Below are 17,907 nucleotides of genomic sequence, written 5' to 3' on the forward strand. Positions count from 1 at the left end.
ATGCTGCGGTGCGAGGATCCCGTGCGGTATGCGTATGGCGGCCAGCTGCCACCCGCCCACACCATGGCCTTCGCTGCGACGAACGCGGTCCAGCGACTGGTGAACCGGGGGGTGGCCGTGGATGGGGGAGTCGCAGCTGTCTTGGGTGCGATGGCAGGGACGATCGGCACCCAGGTGCGAGCGCAGGACACGGCTGCCTTGATGCATTGGCGACGTCAGATGCGGCGCGAGGCGAATGCCGAGTTTCCTGCCTTTTCAGTCGAACTCGCGACGCCTGATGTACGACCCATCCCCGTCAGAGGGTGATCGATCAGCCTGAAACAGTCGGGATGGCAGCCCTTCCGTGTGCGATTTCTTAGCGGCGGACGCAGGGCCCGACCAAGAGCCTTGCGAGTGCGATTTCGACCAGTGTCCGAGATATTCCGCGAGGGACTTTATGCTTTCGCCGGCGTCCAGGAGGACGGATGCATAGAAGTGCGGGAGCGCGTGCTTGCCGTGCTCGCGGGCGGCGGTGTGCTCGCGGCTCTTGGCCTTGAGGATGACATCGGCCTTGGCGAGCGCGGGCCTCCAATGGTCCTCGTTTAGTGACGTACGCCAGACGTGCCCACCGTTCGGCCCGTGAATATGAGCCGCCGGGTCGCCGACGGGCCGTCGCCGACGGGCCGTTCGCTCGCATCCGCGCGGGCTTGGCAGCGCATGCCCGTGCCGTAACGGTCGGTCTTGACGCGGACGGTCTTGCCGTTGGCGTCAGTGGTGGTCTTGATCCAGTGGACAACCGCACCCCCTGGGAGGAGCTGCGCCGGGGCCGCCTCGCCCGCTCGCCGGCCAACGTCCGGCTGCTGCCTGATGGCTCCTCAGCACGCCCTCGCCGTGCCCGCATTGCGTTCTCCGACTCCACCGCCAAACAGTTGGAGACCATCACCGGCGTCACCGCCCTGCGCACCGTGGTCGTCGTCGCCTGCACCGAGGCAGAGATGCGCTGGCTGGGAAAAGTGGCGGCTGCGTAGCTAGTGGATCGAACCTCAGAGGAAGCTCAGAGAATTACCATGAAACAGTCAAGGGATCTCCACTGGCCAAGCAAGCGTGATCATGTGATCACAACACCTTCCACCTAGCCCAACCTCTCCGCGCGCCGGAAAGGTTGGCATGGGCATTACAGCCAGGAGATTCCATGCGCAGCAAAACCAATGCCACTCTCATCGCCCTTGCTATCGCAGCAGGATCTGTCTTGTTCAGCACGCCGGCCGCGTCGGCCACGGCGGCCTCCGTTTACTGCGACAGTGCCGGCTACACCGCCACCAGCGAGCCCATGTCGCGGTGCACCACGCTGGACAACGGCGTTCTGTACGTTCACCAGGCTTCCAACGGCAACGTCACCACTGGGTACGACAAGACAGGCGGATCTGCCATATCCGCAAAGCTTGGTTACTCGCGCGGGGGGACCAGCCACTACGCCAGTGCCGTCTCCATCAGTTCGGGCCAGAACAAGAGCCACAACTGGGCGCTGTCGGAGAGTTCCTACTGCACGAGCACAATCGGCTTGATGAGCGCGGGCAGCACGTACCAGACGCCTGCCTCGCACTGCTGAACCAGATCCCCATAGGCCCCGCCCGCAAGGGCGGGGCCCCTGCCCCCAGTCCCGCTCGTCGCCTTGACCTGACCACGCAAGGAACCGCGCCGTGTTTTCCGCGATCTTTCAACACCACATCGGCTATCTGGCCGTGTGCACATTGATCGGCCTCATTTGCGGCGGCGCAGCGTGGACGCTCGCCCATAAACGGAGGAACCCTCACGGCGCATGGTGGTCCGGACTCGCCTTTACTCTCACCGGCGTCCTCGGCGTCACGTTTATGGGCGCCGGCTCGGCCAGCGGGGCATGCGTCCTTAACCATGAGTTCGCCGAACCCTTTCACACCACGCAAGGGTTGTGGAACCTTGCCATGACGGTCCCCGTTGGCGCATTCGCCCTCCTGGCCATCCGTCGCCCGCTACCTGTCCTGTTTGGCGTCATCGCGCTACCCCTGGCCATCGAGTTCACTCAGGCCACCGTCAATGGCCTAGGGCGCGTATGCGATAGCTCAGACGCCGAGATGAACATTATCGGTGGTTTGATAGGGCTCGCCATCGTTGCGATCATCCTCACGACCCGCCACTCGCTCGCCTGGCAGGCGGGCGTAAAGGGGACGTTGATTGCCTTCGCGGCACTGCTCCTCCTGGGATCGGGACTAGCGCGCCCGATGCTCGACCTCACGAACGTTGACGGCACCGGCCTCGCCGACGCGGACTCCGAGCAGAAGCAGGCAGTTGGGGCCGCCGTGAAAGAGGCATTCGGCGACCGTTACAAGGTCGGGCAGCTGTACGAGCAGCCGTGTGAGGACTCCTCATGCACCAACATCATTTTTAACCTGCACAGTCGTGAAGAGGGATACACCGAAGACTTCGGCACCGGCAGCCTTTCCTGGCCGGACAGGAAGCACCTGAACGTACAGCTGGAGAACAGTGACCGGCCTACCGTCATGGGATACCCGGTGGAAGGCGTGAAAGCCCCGTCCAGCGACGCGGCAGCCTCTCGCATCACGAAGTCGTACGCCCAGCGAAAGTATCCGTGGGCGATGGGCGCGACCATGACGGAAACGGTCCCCGTGGGCGAGAAGGCCGAACTTGGCTGGATCACAGCCTGGAGATGGACTCACAACAACGTTCTGATGCCCAGGATGTTGGATGTCCAGGTGGACAGGGTCGGGCGTGTATCTCAGATTGACGTCACCCTTGGCCCGACCCGGGCAAACCTTCCCAAAGCAAAACTTGACGCCGGGCAGGCTGAAAGGGCAGTAGACAAGGCGGTAGTGGCACAACTTCGAGCCAATGGAAATACAGGCGCAGAATTCCACATCAAAGCATTCACCGTAAAAGCAGTCGAGCGGGACGGTAATTGGCAGCCGAATTGGCTTGTGAATGTGACGTGGCCTGCCAAAGGAAAGAACGATGCTTCGCAAGAGGTGGCAGCGGCTGACATGTACCGCGTGAACGCCGTCACCGGCCAGGTATACGACAGCGCCGGGCACCTTCTCAAAACCAACTGACCGTGGATACCGAGCGATGCGGCAGAGCCCCCGCCCTGATAGGTCGGGGGCTCGCGGTGTTCGCGTGCGGCTGCCGGCCCGGCTATTGCGAGGAGTGCCCCTCGGACCCGCGTCAGATGCTGACGGCCTACGAGTGACACATGGTCATGGGGGGAGTGGCCATCGACGACCACTCCGCCGCAGGTAAGCGGGGCGGGCACCTCTCTGGCCGGTGGCGACAAGCGGGCCCGCCAGACCCGGGGCAAGAAGAAGCAGCCTCCACGATCACGCCCCCGACCCGTGCCGAAGGTGCGGAGCGGGGGCGTTCTCGTTCAGCCAGGTCTTCCAGACGTGCCGGGTGTTCGGCTTCTCGGGGTGGTCGAGAAGCCACAGCACGTAGGCCGCGTGGAGCCGGGCCCACGGGTCCGGGGAGTGGCGGGCCGCGGTGAGTCTGGCGCGCAGGTCGGGGCCGTCCACGGCACGGGCCAGGCGTACGTACTCGCGGTCCTTGCAGCGGTATGCCCGCCGCACGACCAGATCGACGAGGTCGACCAGCTTCGCCCTCGTCCCGGCGTCGTGGCCGGCGGTGGCCAACTGCCGTATCAGAGCCTGTTTTACGCCCCACATCTTCGCGTGCCGTGTCCACTGCTGCGGATAGCGGGCCTCCCACTCCAGGTAGAGCACCGCGTACGGCAGGCCCGGCCATCTGCGGAGGTCGGCGTGGCCGCGTCCGGTCCACAGGGCCTCTGGCAGAGAGCGGCTCGCGGCCTCCTCGAAAGCCTGTTTCGCCGCCGTTCGTTTCCTGGGGTGGGGGCCGAACCGGTTGGCCGCACTCCAGATTTGGTTGTAGTGGTCTATCGCCGCCTGGGTCTTCGCGCGGGCACGGTCCAGACGGTCCAGGGCGACGGCCCGTTCGGCGGGATCCGCTGCGATCAGGTGATACGCCCAGGCCAGGCGCTCGTTCCACGCGCGGGCGTCGTCGACTCCCGGGACCGTCCTCTTCGTCATGCGACCGATCATGCATGGACCGAGCCGCCGATACGATCGAAAAAAGGCGGCCGGTGCGGCAGGACTGCGTGCGATGCCCACCGTGGCGCCGTGCGGTCGGGTCAGATCGACAGCGGCACCGCGTGGACCTCGCCCGCCTTGCGGCCCGCCCGTTCCTGGACGCGCTGAACCGCTTCCGGCGACGGGGCCCAGACGACGAGGGGCCCCGGGATCACCCGGGGCCCCTCACCGTCGTACGAGATCAGCCGCACTGGCACGGACTGCCCGACTGGCACCCGCACCCGCACCCCGAGCCGCAGCCGCACGCGCCGATGACCGTCAGGGTCCTGATCGCGGCGGGCTGCTCGGTCGGGCGTTCCTGCGTGGGGTCGGGCTGGGGAGTGCTGGGGGATTCGGCCATGGGTCCCTCCTCGAGGCGAGAGCCAGAACGTGCCGACTGCCGGACCGACTGTCGGATCGGGCCCTGTGCCCATTGCATGCCCGCCCCGCTGGGCGCATCAACGGCGCACAGAGGCTCGCGCACGCCTCGGACAGACCGGAAGCGCCGATCCGAAGCGCCCGTTCAGGCCCCCTCGACCCCCGTCACCGGCTGGATCTCCTGCTGGAGCTCGTCCGCGTGCTCACCCGTCACCAGGTACACCACGCGTTTGGCCACCGACACCGCGTGGTCGGCGAACCGCTCGTAGTAGCGGCCGAGCAGCGTCACGTCGACCGCCGTCTCGATGCCGTGCTTCCACTTGTCGTCCAGCAGATGCTGGAAGAGCGTGCGGTGCAGCAGGTCCATCTCGTCGTCGTCCTGCTCCAGCTGGAGCGCCAGGTCGACGTCCTTCGTGACGATCACCTCGGCGGCCTTCGCCATCAGACGCTGGGCGAGCTGGCCCATCTCCAGGATGGTCGCGTGCAGGTCGTGCGGAATGGCCTTCTCGGGGAAGCGTAGCCGGGCCAGCTTCGCCACGTGCTGGGCCAGGTCGCCGGAGCGCTCCAGGTCGGCCGACATGCGCAGGGAGGTGACGACGATCCGCAGATCCGTCGCCACCGGCTGCTGCCGGGCGAGCAGCGCTATCGCCCGGGCCTCCAGGTCGTGCTGGAGGTCGTCCACCTTCTGGTCGGCCTCGATCACGCTCTCGGCCAGCTTCAGGTCGGAGTCGAGGATGGCCGTCGTGGCGCGTCCGATCGCCGAGCCGACCAGCCGGGCCATCTCCACCAGACCGTCGCCGATCGAATCAAGTTCCTCGTGGTACGCGTCCCGCATCTTCGGTTCCCTCTCGTACGTCATTCCTGTGGGTTCCAGGGGCCAAAACCGGCCGCGAAACCGGTGCTGCGTACCCCACGCTCCCACGTTCGACCCCCTACGCGTCCGTTTCCGCCCTCCCAAATGAACCAGTACTGGCTCCAAGGTGAACTCTGGGCGACGAGTGTTCGAGCTCGCACTCGGACGGCTGTGGCCAGGACCGATCCCATGCCTAACCTGGAGGCATGGACGTGAACGCGGCGGTCGCCGCAGCGGCAGCGATCGCCGGTGTGCTCACCGGTGTCATCGCCATGCTGGCGTTCCGCTGGAGCGAGCGGGAGCAGAAACGCCCCACCCGCACCTCCCTGCACACCGACCCGGTGCTTCCGCCGGGCGTGGACACCGTCCTCTCCGTGCTCCGCTCCTCGGCCGTCGTCCTCGACGAGGCCGACGCCGTCGTCAAGGCCAGCTCCGCCGCGTACGCCCTCGGGCTGGTCCGCGGCGGCAAGCTCTCAGTGGAGCCCATGCTCCAGATGGCCCGGGACACCCGGAGGGACGGGGAGATACGCCAGGTCGAGCTGGACCTGCCCAGGCGGGGAACCGGACGAGGGGAGGCGCTCGCGGTCTCCGCGCGGGTCGCGCCCCTCGGGTCCCGGCTGGTGCTGCTGCTCGTGGAGGACCTCACCGAGGCCCGGCGGATCGAAGCCGTACGACGCGACTTCGTCGCGAACGTCAGCCATGAACTCAAGACCCCCGTCGGCGCGCTCTCCCTCCTGTCCGAGGCCGTCATGGACGCCTCGGAGGACCCGGAGGCCGTGGAGCGCTTCGCCGGCCGTATGCAGATCGAGGCGACCCGGCTCACCAGCCTGGTCCAGGAGCTCATCGACCTGTCACGGGTACAGAACGACGACCCCCTGGAGGACGCCGAACCCGTACGCGTCGACGAACTCGTCGCCGAGGCCATCGACCGCTGCCGGCACCAGGCGGGCACCAAGCAGATCACCATGGCCGCCGCCGGCGCGGCCGAGCTGCGGGTCTGGGGCAACCGCGGCCAGCTCGCCGCCGCTCTCGGCAACCTCGTCGAGAACGCCGTCAACTACTCGCCCGCCCGCACCCGCGTCGGCATAGCCGCCCGCCGGGTGTCCGTACCGGGCGGCGACCTGATCGAGGTCGCCGTCACGGACCAGGGCATCGGCATCTCAGACAAGGACAAGGAGCGCATCTTCGAGCGCTTCTACCGCGTCGACCCGGCCCGCTCCCGCCAGACCGGCGGTACGGGCCTCGGTCTCGCGATCGTCAAGCACGTGGCCGCCTCGCACGGCGGGGAGGTCACGGTGTGGAGCTCGGAGGGACAGGGCTCCACGTTCACCCTCAGGCTGCCGGAGGCGGGCGCGGCCCGCGACCGCGCGCTCCAGCACCCCGACCTCGACGACGAGGACGGGCCATCCACATCCGAGTCGGCTTCTTACGACCCGCTTCCCGCCCCGGAGGTCCTTCCGTGACCCGAGTGCTCGTCGTCGAGGACGAGGAGTCCTTCTCCGACGCCCTGTCGTACATGCTTCGCAAGGAGGGCTTCGAGGTCGCGGTCGCGACCACGGGCCCCGACGGACTCGACGAGTTCGAGCGCAACGGCGCCGACCTCGTCCTCCTCGACCTGATGCTGCCGGGCCTGCCCGGCACCGAGGTCTGCCGCCAGCTGCGCGGCCGCTCCAACGTCCCCGTCATCATGGTGACCGCCAAGGACAGCGAGATCGACAAGGTCGTCGGCCTGGAAATAGGAGCCGATGACTATGTCACCAAGCCGTTCTCCTCGCGCGAGCTGGTCGCCCGTATCCGCGCCGTCCTGCGCCGCCGCGGCGAGCCCGAGGAGGTCACCCCGGCCGCCCTGGAGGCCGGTCCGGTCCGCATGGACGTGGACCGCCACGTGGTCACGGTCTCCGGCTCCAAGGTCGACCTGCCCCTCAAGGAGTTCGACCTGCTGGAGATGCTGCTGCGCAACGCGGGCCGCGTCCTGACCCGCATGCAGCTCATCGACCGCGTCTGGGGCGCCGACTACGTCGGCGACACCAAGACCCTCGACGTCCACGTCAAGCGCCTGCGCGCCAAGATCGAGCCCGACCCGGGCGCGCCGCGGTACCTGGTGACGGTCCGCGGCCTCGGCTACAAATTCGAGCCGTAAAGAGCCGTAAAGAGCTGTAAAGAGCCGTAAGAAACGGCTGCTGTACGCCGAAGGGCGGGACCTCGTCAAAGGTCCCGCCCTTCGTGTCGTACGACGGTCACGACCGCCTCGTACGGCTGCTCAGTGGGTCGCGGCAGACTCGGTCGCCGTCGCGTTCGCGGAGGCCGCGCCGGTCGGCGTGGCGGAGCCGGTCGGGGTGCTGGAGCCGGTCGGGGTGACGGACGGCTTGGCCGGCTTCGCGGGCGCCGACGGGACCGCGCTCGGACCCCACTTGCTGTAGTAGCTGTCGGCCGGGACCACGAAGGCGCGCAGGCTCACGTCACCGGTCGTGCTGAAGGTGAAGGTGACCTTCTGCGCGTTGCCGTTCTTGACGCTCGGTCCGAGTTCGCTCACCGTGGCGGAGGCGTTGCCCTTGCCGCCGAGGATGACGGAGCCGTGGGCCGGGACGGTCACCTTGCCCTTGCCCTTGGCGGGCGTGATCTCGGCGCTGCCGGCGCCGTCGACGCGCACGGAGTCCAGCGTCTGGGCCTTGTCGCCGGAGTTGAAGACGGTGGCGGAGACGGCGGCCGGTCCCTTGGTCTCACCGGAGGCCTCGGGGGTCGCCTGGGTGATGACCACGACGTTCTGGAGGCTGATGGCGCCCACGCGGGTCTCCGCGTTGTCCGGCTTGACCTCCAGGGTCTGGGCGTCGCTGCCGGCCGCACACGCGGAGAGCGCGGCGATCGAGAACGCGATGGCGGAGGCGGCGAGGGCGCCGCGTCGAAGGCTGCTGCTCACGGCGGCGGCAACTCCTTGACTTGAGCGGGGCGGCCCGTAAAGCCGCGCTAAGTGTCTGTCAGCGGCCTTAGGTTACCGAGCCGTTCCCGCAGCGCCGCACCCGACCCTCCCCAAGGGGCGTGTCACTCGGTTCACAAGTGACCCCTGAGTCACTTGTGCCCCGCACTCCGGCGCTCGTCCGGCATTCACATAAGAGTCTTCGGCATCCAGTAGCAAAACTTCCGTGAAGGAATGCGCGACCACCCCCGGAATTGATCACGGCCTGATCCGCCGGCCGTGCGTGATCAATTCCGGATTCGGCGGGGACGTGACTCCGGACACCGAACGGAGTAGCGGAAGTCGCACACATGGAAGCGGACATTTGGGGACGTTAGCCCACTCGGAGGCGCCTCCGGATGTGTGTAACGTACGCGTTTCACCTCGGCCGGAGAGCCGCTCCGACCTGCGAATTCCTTGTTCCGCTCGGCCTTCGCAGCACGTTCCTGTTGCTGTTGTCAAGCCCCGAGATATGCCCTGACCTGCGAAAACGCCATTCAGAACCCGCAGTTTCCGTGTTACCCTGGATAGCCACGGAAGGGGTACCTGTCACATGACGTTCAAGGTTGGCGACACCGTGGTCTATCCCCATCACGGGGCCGCGCTGATCGAGGCTATCGAAACTCGCCAGATCAAAGGCGTGGACAAGACCTACTTGGTGCTGAAGGTCGCCCAGGGTGACCTGACGGTACGTGTGCCAGCGGACAATGCGGAGTTCGTCGGCGTGCGGGATGTGGTCGGTCAGGACGGGCTGGACCGGGTCTTCGAGGTGCTGCGCGCACCGTACGCCGAGGAGCCCACTAACTGGTCCCGTCGTTACAAGGCAAACCTGGAGAAGCTCGCCTCCGGCGATGTCATCAAGGTCGCGGAAGTCGTGCGTGACCTGTGGCGTCGTGAGCGCGAGCGCGGACTCTCCGCAGGTGAGAAGCGCATGCTCGCCAAGGCTCGGCAGATCCTGGTGAGTGAACTCGCGCTCGCGGAGAACACGAACGAGGACAAGGCCGAGGCGCTGCTCGACGAGGTTCTCGCGTCCTGAGCGTCTCTGTGCAGGCACCTTGCCCGCTCAGCTCAGCACACACTGAATCTGAATTGCCGCACTGAAATGCCGCGGTGCCCGATGACGCAACAGCTGTCGCCGGGCGCTGCGGCATGTCTGTCTCCGGATGGCGGATCCATGGTGCCTCGACCATGACGCGGCACCTTTGCAAAGACGCCCCGGAGTGCCGTGCGCGTGTTCCTCTCGGAGAAAGATCCCCCGATACTTGGCGTGCCGGGCCCGGGCAGCTGGCTTGACCGGTGTCACGGAAGGGTCCGGTCAAGGCGTCGCGCCCGGCACGCTGTCTCCGTACCCACGTTGGCCGAGCACACAAACCTGACAGGAACCGATGTCTGACGTTTCGCGCCCTTCGCCCGCCGAAGCACGTGCGGAGGCCCGCACCGCAGTGGTGATTCCGGCCGCCGGAAGGGGCGTACGCCTCGGTCCGGGCGCCCCCAAAGCGCTCCGAGCGCTGAACGGCACCCCCATGCTGATTCACGCGGTCCGCGCGATGGCCGCGTCCCGTGCCGTCTCCCTGGTCGTCGTCGTGGCCCCGCCCGACGGCGCCGGCGAGGTCAAGTCCCTCCTCGACGCGCACGCGCTGCCCGAGCGGACCGACTTCCTCGTCGTCCCGGGCGGCGACTCCCGCCAGGACTCGGTCCGGCTGGGCCTGGACGCCCTGCCCGCCGACTTCGACATCGTGCTGGTCCACGACGCGGCCCGCCCGCTCGTCCCCGTCGACACGGTCGACGCGGTCATCGAGGCCGTACGGGAGGGCGCGCCCGCCGTCGTCCCGGCGCTGCCCCTCGCGGACACCGTGAAGGAGGTCGAGCCGGCCACCGCTCCCGGCGAGCCGGAACCCGTGGTGGCCACCCCGGTCCGCGCGCGCCTGCGTGCCGTGCAGACCCCGCAGGGCTTCGACCGGGCGACCCTGATCCGCGCCCACGAGACGGTCACCGGGGACGTCACCGACGACGCGAGCATGGTCGAGCAGCTGGGGCTCACCGTCGTGGTCGTGCCCGGCCACGAGGAGGCGTTCAAGGTGACCCGCCCGCTGGACCTGGTCCTCGCGGAGGCGGTCCTGGCCCGTCGGAGGCTCAACGATGGCTTCTGAGCTGCCGTACGCACTGCCCCAGGTCGGCATCGGCACCGACATCCACGCCTTCGAGAAGGGCCGCGAGCTGTGGTGCGCGGGCCTGAAGTGGGAGGGCACCGGTCTTGCCGGGCACTCCGACGCGGACGTGGTCGCGCACGCCGCGTGCAACGCGCTGTTCTCAGCCGCGGGCCTCGGCGACCTCGGCCAGCACTTCGGCACCGGCCGCCCCGAATGGTCGGGTGCATCCGGCGTCGCCCTGTTGACGGAGGCGGCCCGGATCGTGCGCGCGGCGGGGTTCCGCATCGGGAACATCGCCGTACAGGTCGTAGGACCGCGTCCGAAGATCGGCAAGCGGCGGGACGAGGCACAGAAGATCCTCTCCGAGGCGGCCGGGGCACCGGTGTCGGTGTCGGGCGCGACGACGGACGGACTCGGGTTTCCCGGCCGGGACGAGGGTCTGATGGCGGTGGCGACCGCGCTGGTGGTCAGAACCGCGAACTGACTGTTATCCACAACCCGTCGAAGGCACCACACATCGCCCACTACCCTGGACCCGTGACCATTCGCCTGTACGACACCAGCGCCCGGCAGATCCGTGACTTCGTCCCGCTCACAGCGGGCTGTGTCTCGATCTACCTCTGTGGCGCCACCGTGCAGGCCGCCCCGCACATCGGCCACATCCGCTCCGGCCTGAACTTCGACATCATGCGCCGCTGGTTCGAGTACCGCGGCTACGACGTCATGTTCATCCGCAACGTCACCGACATCGACGACAAGATCATCGCCAAGGCGGCCGAGCAGAAGCGCCCCTGGTGGGCGATCGGGTACGAGAACGAGCGCGCCTTCAACGACGGCTACACCGCCCTCGGCTGCCTCCCGCCCACCTACGAGCCGCGTGCCACCGGGCACGTGACCGAGATGGTCGAGATGATGCAGGGCCTCATCGAGCGCGGCCACGCCTACGAGTCCGACGGCAACGTCTACTTCGACGTGCGCTCCTTCCCGGGCTACCTGGAGCTGTCGCGGCAGGAGCTGGACAACCTGCTCCAGCCGTCCGGCGACGGCGAGACCGGCAAGCGGGACCCGCGTGACTTCGCCATGTGGAAGTCCGCCAAGCCGGGCGAGCCGACCTGGTCGACGCCGTGGGGTCCCGGCCGTCCCGGCTGGCACCTGGAGTGCTCGGCGATGGCCCACAAGTACCTGGGCACCGCCTTCGACATCCACGGCGGCGGCCTCGACCTGATCTTCCCGCACCACGAGAACGAGATCGCCCAGGCCAAGGCCTTCGGCGACGACTTCGCGCAGTACTGGGTGCACAACGCCTGGGTCACCATGGCCGGCGACAAGATGTCCAAGTCGCTGGGCAACTCGGTGCTCGTCTCCGAGATGGTCAAGCAGTGGCGGCCCATCGTGCTGCGCTACTACCTCGGCACCCCGCACTACCGCTCGATGATCGAGTACAGCGAGGACGCCCTGCGCGAGGCCGAGTCGGCGTTCGCGCGGATCGAGGGCTTCGTGCAGCGCGTCACCGAATTGACAGGGAAGGCCGTCGAACCCTCCGCCGAGGTGCCGCCCGCCTTCGCCGAGGCCATGGACGACGACCTGGGTGTCCCGCAGGCGCTCGCCGTCGTGCACACCACCGTCCGGCAGGGCAACAGCGCCCTCGCGGCCGACGACAAGGAGGCCGCGGTGGCCCGCCTCGCCGAGGTGCGCGCCATGCTCGGCGTCCTCGGCCTCGACCCGCTCGACGAGCACTGGGCCGGTGAGACGGACCGCGGCGACGATCTGCACGGCGTGGTCGACAGCCTCGTACGCCTGGTCCTCGACCAGCGCGAGGCGGCCCGCGCCCGCAAGGACTGGGCCACCGCGGACGCCATCCGGGACCAGCTGGGCCAGTCGGGACTGACCATCGAGGACGGCCCGCAGGGCCCGCGCTGGACGCTGGGTCCCCGCTAGCCCTTTTCATGATCGATTGTGCCGCCCGGCCCTCCGGGCGGCACACTGCATAGACGTACGAACATTTCACCGACGCAGACACTCACGCAGAACAGGTAGGTCATGGCAGCCAACAACCGCCGCATGTCCGGCAAGAAGGGCGCGCAGGTCGGCAGTGGCGGCCAGCGACGCAGGGGCCTGGAGGGCAAGGGGCCGACCCCGCCCGCCGAGATGCGCAAGGGCCACAAGAAGAACCGTGTCGCCAACGCCAAGGCGAAGCAGGCGGTACGCCGACCCGTGGCGCGCGGCCGGGGCGGCAAGGGCACCTCGGAGATGGTCGTCGGACGCAACCCCGTCGTCGAGGCGCTGCGCGAGGGCGTGCCCGCGGTGACGCTCTACGTCCAGCAGTTCATCGACAACGACGAGCGGGTGCGCGAGGCGCTCCAGCTCGTCGCCGACCGCGGCGGCGTCCACCTCATGGAGGCCCCCCGCCCCGAGCTCGACCGGATGACCAACGGGCTCAACCACCAGGGCCTGGTCCTCCAGGTCCCGCCGTACGAGTACGCCCACCCCGAGGACCTCGCGGCCGCCGCCTACGACGAGGGCCAGGACCCGCTGATCGTCGCCCTCGACGGCGTGACCGACCCGCGCAACCTCGGTGCCGCGGTCCGCTCCGTCTCGGCCTTCGGCGGCCACGGCGTCCTCGTGCCCGAGCGCCGCGCGGCCGGCATGACCGCCGGTGCGTGGAAGTCGTCCGCCGGCACGGCCGCCCGGACACCCGTCGCCCGCTGCACCAACCTGACGCGCGCCCTGGAGGCGTACAAGAAGCAGGGCATCGCGGTCGTCGGCCTCGCCGCCGACGGCGAGCACGAGATCGGTGACCTGGAGGCCCTCGGCGGTCCCGTCGTCATGGTCGTCGGCAGCGAGGGCAAGGGCCTGTCCCGCCTGGTCGGCGAGACCTGCGACTACCGGGTGCGGATCCCCATGCCGGGCGGCGCCGAGTCGCTCAACGCCGGTGTGGCGGCGGGGATCGTGCTCTACGAGGCGGCTCGCCGCCGGGCCTGAACGACTGTTCGGCACAGTCCCCCACGCGGGGTGTTCCCGGCGTACCGGGCAAGCTTGACGGGGTCCGGACACATCCGGCGAGTCAAAGCAGTGTCCTAACCACACGTCACTCGGTTAGATGAGTGTGGACACCAGAACACCCCGCACACCCACGGGGGACGGCCCGTCGGGATTCGACGACGCTCCCGCGCTGAGCATGGTGAAGGTGCCGAGCGATCCGGCGCAGATCATCGTCAATCATGCGAGCTTCCGCGTGCAGTTGGGCGCGTCGACGAGACGCGCCCAATCCCCGCGGATCGCACGGAACTTGACCGCCGCCGAGGACACCACCCGGATGCCGGCCGCCGGCGCCGCGGGACGCCGCCGACCCGTCGTGTGGAGCGGCAGGTCCGCCCCCGACGACACCGGCGCCCACCGCCTGCTGCAGGCCGTGCGGGGCGGCAGCGTCGGCCATGCCGAGCCGCCCGCCGCCGACGCCGGAGCCACCCAGGTCATCCCCCGCATCGACGTCGACCACGGCTACCAGGCCGACTACGACGACGAGTTGGCCCAGACCATGGCGACCCCGGTCGTCGGCGCCCAGCGCACGCCCGACAGCGACGGCACCCGACTCCTGCCCCACATGCGCACGGTCGGCAGCGCGTACGACGAACCCGCCCACGGGGGCGAGGAGTTCGACGAGGGCTTCGACGAGGCCCGCGCCGACCGCGCCACCAGGCGGCAGGGCGACGAAGCCGCCCGGCACGCGTACTACCCGGGCCGCCGGATGAACCTCGGCGTCGTCCTCCTCCCGCTCCGGATCTTCCTCGGCTTCATCTCCATCTACGCCGGCATGGGCAAGCTGTGCGACCCCGTCTACTTCGACGGCGGCAAGCGCGGCTCCATGGTCAAGTGGCTCAACACCCTGCACCCGTGGGAAGTGGCCGAACCCCTGCGCCAGTTCGCCCTCCAGCACCCCGTCGGCGCCGGCCTCGTCATCGCCTTCCTCCAGGTCATCGTGGGCGTCCTCACGATCCTGGGCTGCTGGCAGCGGGTCGCCGCGGTCATCGGCGCCGGCCTCTCCGCCGCGCTCCTCGTCACCGTCAGCTGGAAGAGCGTCCCCGTCTATGACACCCCCGACATCATCTACCTCGCCGCCTGGTCCCCGCTGATCATCGCCGGCGCCCCCGTCTACTCCGTCGACGGCCGCCTCGCGGGCAGCGCCTGGCGCCGCCTCGGACCCCACTCCGACATCTGGGAGCTGCGCCGCTACGTCCTGCGCCGCGGCGCCCTCATCACGGCCATCGCCACCGGCCTCACCCTCCTGATCGGCTCCGTCCTCGGCGGTGCCGTCCGGGACGCCGACCGGGTCATCGTCCCCGGCCCCGGCGAGGCCCCGCGCAACGAACTGCCCGGCTCCCCGCTGCCGCAGGACTCCGCCAAGGCCCACAAGAAGAGCCCGTCGGCCTCCACCCGGCCCAGCCACGGCGCCACCAGCGGCCCGTCCGCCGCCACCTCGGCGACCCCCGGCGCCACCCGCGACACCGGCGTCACCACCGGCGGCTCGCCCAGCCAGACCCAGGGCACCACGGGACAGACCTCACCCCAGCAGTCCTCCCCGGTCCAGCAGGCACCCAGCACCACCGCAGGCCCGACCGGCGGCGGTACCAGCACCTCCGGCGGCTCGACAGGCGGCTCCGGCACCGGGGGTTCCTCCACCGGACAACCGGGCCTGGTGGGCGGCCTGTTGGGGTAGGCGGGCCGGTGGGCGACGTACTGGGCAACCCCACCGGCTGAGCGAGACGGGCCCACGAAGAGGTCCCGCACCGTGGAGGTGCGGGACCTTCTCGCGTTCGCCGCTGTCAACGCGTTCGCCGCTGTCGACGCCTACCCGTCTATCGACCCAGCGCCGCCAGTTCCCGCGCCGCCTCCGTCAGGTCCTTCGCCGTGTCGATGGCCCGCCAGTAGGCTCCCTGCGGGATCGGGAACCCGGCCAGCCGCAGCTCACGCGCGAGCGTCGGAAACGTGGTCCGCTCATGGTCCCCGCGCTCCGGCAGCAGCCCGGCGAACGCGGGCGAGAAGACGTACACCCCCGCGTTGATCTCGAACGTCGACGGCGGGGCCTCGATGAAGTCCGTGATGTGCCCGAACCCGTCGGTCTGCACCGCCCCCCACGGGATCCGGGGGCGTGCCAGCGCGACCGTCGCGACCGCGTCGCGCCCGGCGTGGAAGTCCGCCATGTCCCGCAGCGAGAAACGGGTCCAGATGTCACCGTTCGTCGCGTACCACGCCCGGTCCGGGTGCGGCAGATGTGCCGCCGCGTACTTCAGACCGCCACCGCGCCCGAGCGGCTCCGTCTCGATGACGGTCTGGACGCGCACCGGGAGGTCGGCCGTCCTCAGCCAGTCCTGCAGCACCTCGGCGAGATGCCCACAGCTGACCACGACGTCCGTCACGCCCTCCTCGGCGAGCCAGACAAGCTGATGGCCGATGATCGGAGTCCCGGTACCGGGGATCTCGACCATCGGCTTGGGCCGGTCGTCGGTGTACGGACGCAGCCGGGAGCCCTGGCCGCCGGCCAGGATCACGGCCTGAGTGGGACGGGACGCGGCGTTCGGATCGGTCATGACCGGAACTGTACGACGCGCCCCTCTCCCCACCTCGGTCGGCATCCCCTCTCGCGGGGGTCAGCCGCTGTGTGCCGCGGCCACACCCGTCGCGAAGGACGTGTCGCACACGGGACGGGCGTACGACTGCGCGCGCGTGGGGCCGTACACACGGACCGTGGCACGGCCCAGGGCCCGCGCGATGGAGGCGCAGTGCCTGGCGAGCGACGGACGCTCGTTCACGGCCTCCTGGAGGTGCGTGAGGGCGATGCCCGGGTTCTTCTCCTGGAGCTCGGTCAGCAGCTGCTCGCGCAGGAGGTCCTGCGGGGCGAGGGGCGCGCCGCCCGGCTTGCTGTCGGAGACCGTCGCGTCCGACGCGGTGAGCACCGAGGAGCTCGACGGGTCCCCCGACCAGTTGACTCGGGTGACCGCGAGGGTCCCGGAGAGCACCAGGACGACGGGCAGGACAAGGGCGAGGGAGCGGCCGATACGGCGGGCGGGGCCCCGGCCGCGTCGCGTCTCTTGGTAAATGGAGTGCTTCACGCGTGTGAGGGTAGCGTGCGGTAATGATTTGGCGACATTTAGTCACCGGTTCGGGGGACGGGGTGGTGCCGATTTCTGGGTACGGCGTTGACGCACACTGCTCGAAATGACCGGTGTGCCGGGGTATTTGACGCCGCCCTCGAAGCGCGGAAAGGGCCCCGCAGACTGCCTGCGGGGCCCTTCTCGTCAACCTGGGTGAATTGGTGCGGTTCGTCCTCAGTCGGTGAGGCGCTCGCCCGTGGAGGTCGAGAACACGTGAGTCTCGCCCGGACGCGGCACCACGTGCAGCGTGGCGCCCTTCTCCGGGACCGCGCGGCCGCTGACACGGACGACCAGGTCCTTCAGCTCGCCGTCGACCTTGGCGGAGCCGTAGACGTAGCCGTCGGCGCCGAGCTCCTCGACCACGTTCACGGAGACCGCGAGACCGGCCGGGGCGTCCTCGGTGTCCTTGGAGAGGGCGGCGGCGGCGGCGCCGTTGTGCTCCACGATGTCGAAGTGCTCGGGGCGGACACCGACGGTCACGGTGGTGTCACCCTTGTCGGAGGCGGCCTTGAGGGCCTCGCGGTTGACGGGCACCACGCTGTTGCCGAACTTCACACCGCCGTCGGTGATCGGGACCTCGACGAGGTTCATCGCCGGGGAGCCGATGAAGCCGGCGACGAAGAGGTTCGCCGGGCGGTCGTACATGTTCCGGGGCGAGTCCACCTGCTGGAGCAGACCGTCCTTGAGCACGGCCACGCGGTCGCCCATCGTCATGGCCTCGACCTGGTCGTGGGTGACGTAGACGGTGGTGATGCCCAGACGGCGCTGGAGCGAGGCGATCTGCGTACGCGTCGACACACGGAGCTTGGCGTCCAGGTTGGACAGCGGCTCGTCCATCAGGAAGACCTGGGGCTCACGCACGATGGCACGGCCCATCGCGACACGCTGGCGCTGACCGCCGGAGAGGGCCTTCGGCTTGCGGTCCAGGTACTCCGTGAGGTCGAGGATCTTCGCGGCCTCCTCCACCTTCTGCCGGATCTCCGCCTTGTTGATGCCGGCGATCTTGAGCGCGAAGCCCATGTTGTCGGCGACCGTCATGTGCGGGTAGAGCGCGTAGTTCTGGAACACCATGGCGATGTCCCGGTCCTTCGGCGGCAGGTGCGTGACGTCACGGTCACCGATGCGGATGGCACCGCCGTTGACGTCCTCGAGCCCCGCGAGCATGCGGAGCGAGGTGGACTTGCCACAGCCGGACGGGCCGACCAGGACGAGGAACTCGCCGTCCTCGATGTGGATGTCGAGACCGTCGACGGCGGGCTTCGTGGAACCCGGGTAAATCCGGGTCGCCTTGTCGAACGAAACAGTGGCCATG

18 protein-coding genes and 1 pseudogene are annotated in these 17,907 nt (G+C 69.0%); 11 read left to right on the forward strand and 8 right to left on the reverse strand.

The window, feature by feature from the left end; all coding sequences use genetic code 11:
• Positions 1–215 precede the first annotated feature (215 nt).
• Positions 216–653 (reverse strand): annotated as a pseudogene (locus tag RKD20_RS24075) (hypothetical protein); the annotation flags it as partial.
• Positions 654–767: 114 nt separating this feature from the next.
• On the opposite strand from RKD20_RS24075, the gene RKD20_RS24080 reads away from it, so the two are divergent.
• The 3 genes from RKD20_RS24080 to RKD20_RS24090 all read left to right on the forward strand — a co-directional run bounded on the left by RKD20_RS24080 (position 768) and on the right by RKD20_RS24090 (position 3,083).
• The gene (locus tag RKD20_RS24080; RefSeq protein WP_424879520.1) at positions 768–1,007 is read left to right on the forward strand and encodes a hypothetical protein; all 240 of its coding nucleotides are present in this window, start codon (positions 768–770) and stop codon (positions 1,005–1,007) included.
• A 164-nt stretch (positions 1,008–1,171) separates the two neighbouring features.
• Positions 1,172–1,588 carry a hypothetical protein gene (locus RKD20_RS24085; RefSeq protein ID WP_424879521.1) on the forward strand — a complete coding sequence of 139 codons (417 nt, stop codon included), beginning with the start codon at positions 1,172–1,174 and terminating at the stop codon, positions 1,586–1,588.
• A 91-nt stretch (positions 1,589–1,679) separates the two neighbouring features.
• Complete coding sequence (locus RKD20_RS24090) at positions 1,680–3,083, forward strand: VanZ family protein (protein WP_424879522.1); 1,404 nt, start codon at positions 1,680–1,682, stop codon at positions 3,081–3,083.
• Between the two features lie 264 nt (positions 3,084–3,347).
• On the opposite strand, the gene RKD20_RS24095 is transcribed toward RKD20_RS24090, so the two are convergent.
• From RKD20_RS24095 to phoU, 3 genes are all read right to left on the reverse strand, one after another.
• Entirely contained in the window at positions 3,348–4,070 is a 723-nt protein-coding gene (locus tag RKD20_RS24095; protein WP_424879523.1) for a hypothetical protein, read from the reverse strand.
• A gap of 101 nt (positions 4,071–4,171) precedes the next feature.
• Positions 4,172–4,375, reverse strand: coding sequence for a hypothetical protein (locus RKD20_RS24100; RefSeq protein WP_424883506.1), 204 nt, complete (start codon positions 4,373–4,375; stop codon positions 4,172–4,174).
• Positions 4,376–4,632: 257 nt separating this feature from the next.
• Positions 4,633–5,322, reverse strand: coding sequence for a phosphate signaling complex protein PhoU (gene phoU, locus RKD20_RS24105; RefSeq protein ID WP_351988735.1), 690 nt, complete (start codon positions 5,320–5,322; stop codon positions 4,633–4,635).
• 224 nt (positions 5,323–5,546) lie between these two features.
• Between phoU and RKD20_RS24110 the strand changes: the two genes are divergently transcribed.
• On the forward strand, positions 5,547–6,803 hold the full coding sequence (locus tag RKD20_RS24110; RefSeq protein WP_020122898.1) for a sensor histidine kinase: 1,257 nt from the start codon (positions 5,547–5,549) through the stop codon (positions 6,801–6,803).
• A complete protein-coding gene (locus RKD20_RS24115) occupies positions 6,800–7,480 on the forward strand; it encodes a response regulator transcription factor (RefSeq protein WP_015659563.1) in 681 nt (226 codons plus the stop codon). The genes RKD20_RS24110 and RKD20_RS24115 overlap by 4 nt, the downstream gene beginning before the upstream one ends.
• 120 nt (positions 7,481–7,600) lie before the next feature.
• Here RKD20_RS24115 and RKD20_RS24120 read toward each other — a convergent pair whose 3' ends face one another.
• Positions 7,601–8,257 carry a copper chaperone PCu(A)C gene (locus tag RKD20_RS24120; protein ID WP_424879524.1) on the reverse strand — a complete coding sequence of 219 codons (657 nt, stop codon included), beginning with the start codon at positions 8,255–8,257 and terminating at the stop codon, positions 7,601–7,603.
• Positions 8,258–8,846: 589 nt separating this feature from the next.
• Here RKD20_RS24120 and RKD20_RS24125 point away from each other — a divergent pair.
• The 6 genes from RKD20_RS24125 to RKD20_RS24150 all read left to right on the forward strand — a co-directional run bounded on the left by RKD20_RS24125 (position 8,847) and on the right by RKD20_RS24150 (position 15,160).
• On the forward strand, positions 8,847–9,329 hold the full coding sequence (locus RKD20_RS24125; RefSeq protein WP_003953493.1) for a CarD family transcriptional regulator: 483 nt from the start codon (positions 8,847–8,849) through the stop codon (positions 9,327–9,329).
• Positions 9,330–9,678: 349 nt separating this feature from the next.
• Positions 9,679–10,443, forward strand: coding sequence for a 2-C-methyl-D-erythritol 4-phosphate cytidylyltransferase (gene ispD / locus RKD20_RS24130; protein ID WP_028808525.1), 765 nt, complete (start codon positions 9,679–9,681; stop codon positions 10,441–10,443).
• Positions 10,433–10,927: a 2-C-methyl-D-erythritol 2,4-cyclodiphosphate synthase gene (ispF, locus tag RKD20_RS24135; RefSeq protein WP_424879525.1), complete on the forward strand. Its 495-nt coding sequence runs from the start codon at positions 10,433–10,435 to the stop codon at positions 10,925–10,927. The genes ispD and ispF overlap by 11 nt, the downstream gene beginning before the upstream one ends.
• Positions 10,928–10,980: 53 nt before the next feature.
• Positions 10,981–12,381, forward strand: coding sequence for a cysteine--tRNA ligase (gene cysS, locus RKD20_RS24140; RefSeq protein ID WP_424879526.1), 1,401 nt, complete (start codon positions 10,981–10,983; stop codon positions 12,379–12,381).
• Between the two features lie 102 nt (positions 12,382–12,483).
• The gene (rlmB, locus tag RKD20_RS24145; RefSeq protein ID WP_424879527.1) at positions 12,484–13,425 is read left to right on the forward strand and encodes a 23S rRNA (guanosine(2251)-2'-O)-methyltransferase RlmB; all 942 of its coding nucleotides are present in this window, start codon (positions 12,484–12,486) and stop codon (positions 13,423–13,425) included.
• A gap of 118 nt (positions 13,426–13,543) precedes the next feature.
• Complete coding sequence (locus RKD20_RS24150; protein WP_424879528.1) at positions 13,544–15,160, forward strand: DoxX family membrane protein; 1,617 nt, start codon at positions 13,544–13,546, stop codon at positions 15,158–15,160.
• Positions 15,161–15,299: 139 nt separating this feature from the next.
• Here the strand turns inward: RKD20_RS24150 and RKD20_RS24155 are convergent, their stop codons facing one another.
• The 3 genes from RKD20_RS24155 to RKD20_RS24165 all read right to left on the reverse strand — a co-directional run bounded on the left by RKD20_RS24155 (position 15,300) and on the right by RKD20_RS24165 (position 17,906).
• Positions 15,300–16,031: a nucleotidyltransferase family protein gene (locus RKD20_RS24155; RefSeq protein WP_424879529.1), complete on the reverse strand. Its 732-nt coding sequence runs from the start codon at positions 16,029–16,031 to the stop codon at positions 15,300–15,302.
• Positions 16,032–16,091: 60 nt separating this feature from the next.
• Positions 16,092–16,553: a hypothetical protein gene (locus RKD20_RS24160; protein ID WP_424879530.1), complete on the reverse strand. Its 462-nt coding sequence runs from the start codon at positions 16,551–16,553 to the stop codon at positions 16,092–16,094.
• A gap of 216 nt (positions 16,554–16,769) precedes the next feature.
• Positions 16,770–17,906, reverse strand: coding sequence for an ABC transporter ATP-binding protein (locus RKD20_RS24165; protein ID WP_424879531.1), 1,137 nt, complete (start codon positions 17,904–17,906; stop codon positions 16,770–16,772).
• Position 17,907 lies beyond the last annotated feature (1 nt).

The organism is Streptomyces sp. SLBN-8D4, assembly GCF_049739545.1.
Taxonomy (GTDB): domain Bacteria; phylum Actinomycetota; class Actinomycetes; order Streptomycetales; family Streptomycetaceae; genus Streptomyces; species Streptomyces canus_C.

Excerpts from the sequence above, each read along its gene's own strand:
- RKD20_RS24095 (WP_424879523.1), bottom strand. The coding sequence starts at position 4,070 with ATGACGAAGAGGACGGTCCCGGGAGTCGACGACGCCCGCGCGTGGAAC.
- phoU (WP_351988735.1), bottom strand. The coding sequence starts at position 5,322 with ATGCGGGACGCGTACCACGAGGAACTTGATTCGATCGGCGACGGTCTG.
- ispD (WP_028808525.1), top strand. The coding sequence starts at position 9,679 with ATGTCTGACGTTTCGCGCCCTTCGCCCGCCGAAGCACGTGCGGAGGCC.
- RKD20_RS24110 (WP_020122898.1), top strand. The coding sequence starts at position 5,547 with ATGGACGTGAACGCGGCGGTCGCCGCAGCGGCAGCGATCGCCGGTGTG.
- RKD20_RS24155 (WP_424879529.1), bottom strand. The coding sequence starts at position 16,031 with ATGACCGATCCGAACGCCGCGTCCCGTCCCACTCAGGCCGTGATCCTG.
- RKD20_RS24165 (WP_424879531.1), bottom strand. The coding sequence starts at position 17,906 with ATGGCCACTGTTTCGTTCGACAAGGCGACCCGGATTTACCCGGGTTCC.
- rlmB (WP_424879527.1), top strand. The coding sequence starts at position 12,484 with ATGGCAGCCAACAACCGCCGCATGTCCGGCAAGAAGGGCGCGCAGGTC.
- RKD20_RS24085 (WP_424879521.1), top strand. The coding sequence starts at position 1,172 with ATGCGCAGCAAAACCAATGCCACTCTCATCGCCCTTGCTATCGCAGCA.
- RKD20_RS24150 (WP_424879528.1), top strand. The coding sequence starts at position 13,544 with ATGAGTGTGGACACCAGAACACCCCGCACACCCACGGGGGACGGCCCG.
- RKD20_RS24125 (WP_003953493.1), top strand. The coding sequence starts at position 8,847 with ATGACGTTCAAGGTTGGCGACACCGTGGTCTATCCCCATCACGGGGCC.
- ispF (WP_424879525.1), top strand. The coding sequence starts at position 10,433 with ATGGCTTCTGAGCTGCCGTACGCACTGCCCCAGGTCGGCATCGGCACC.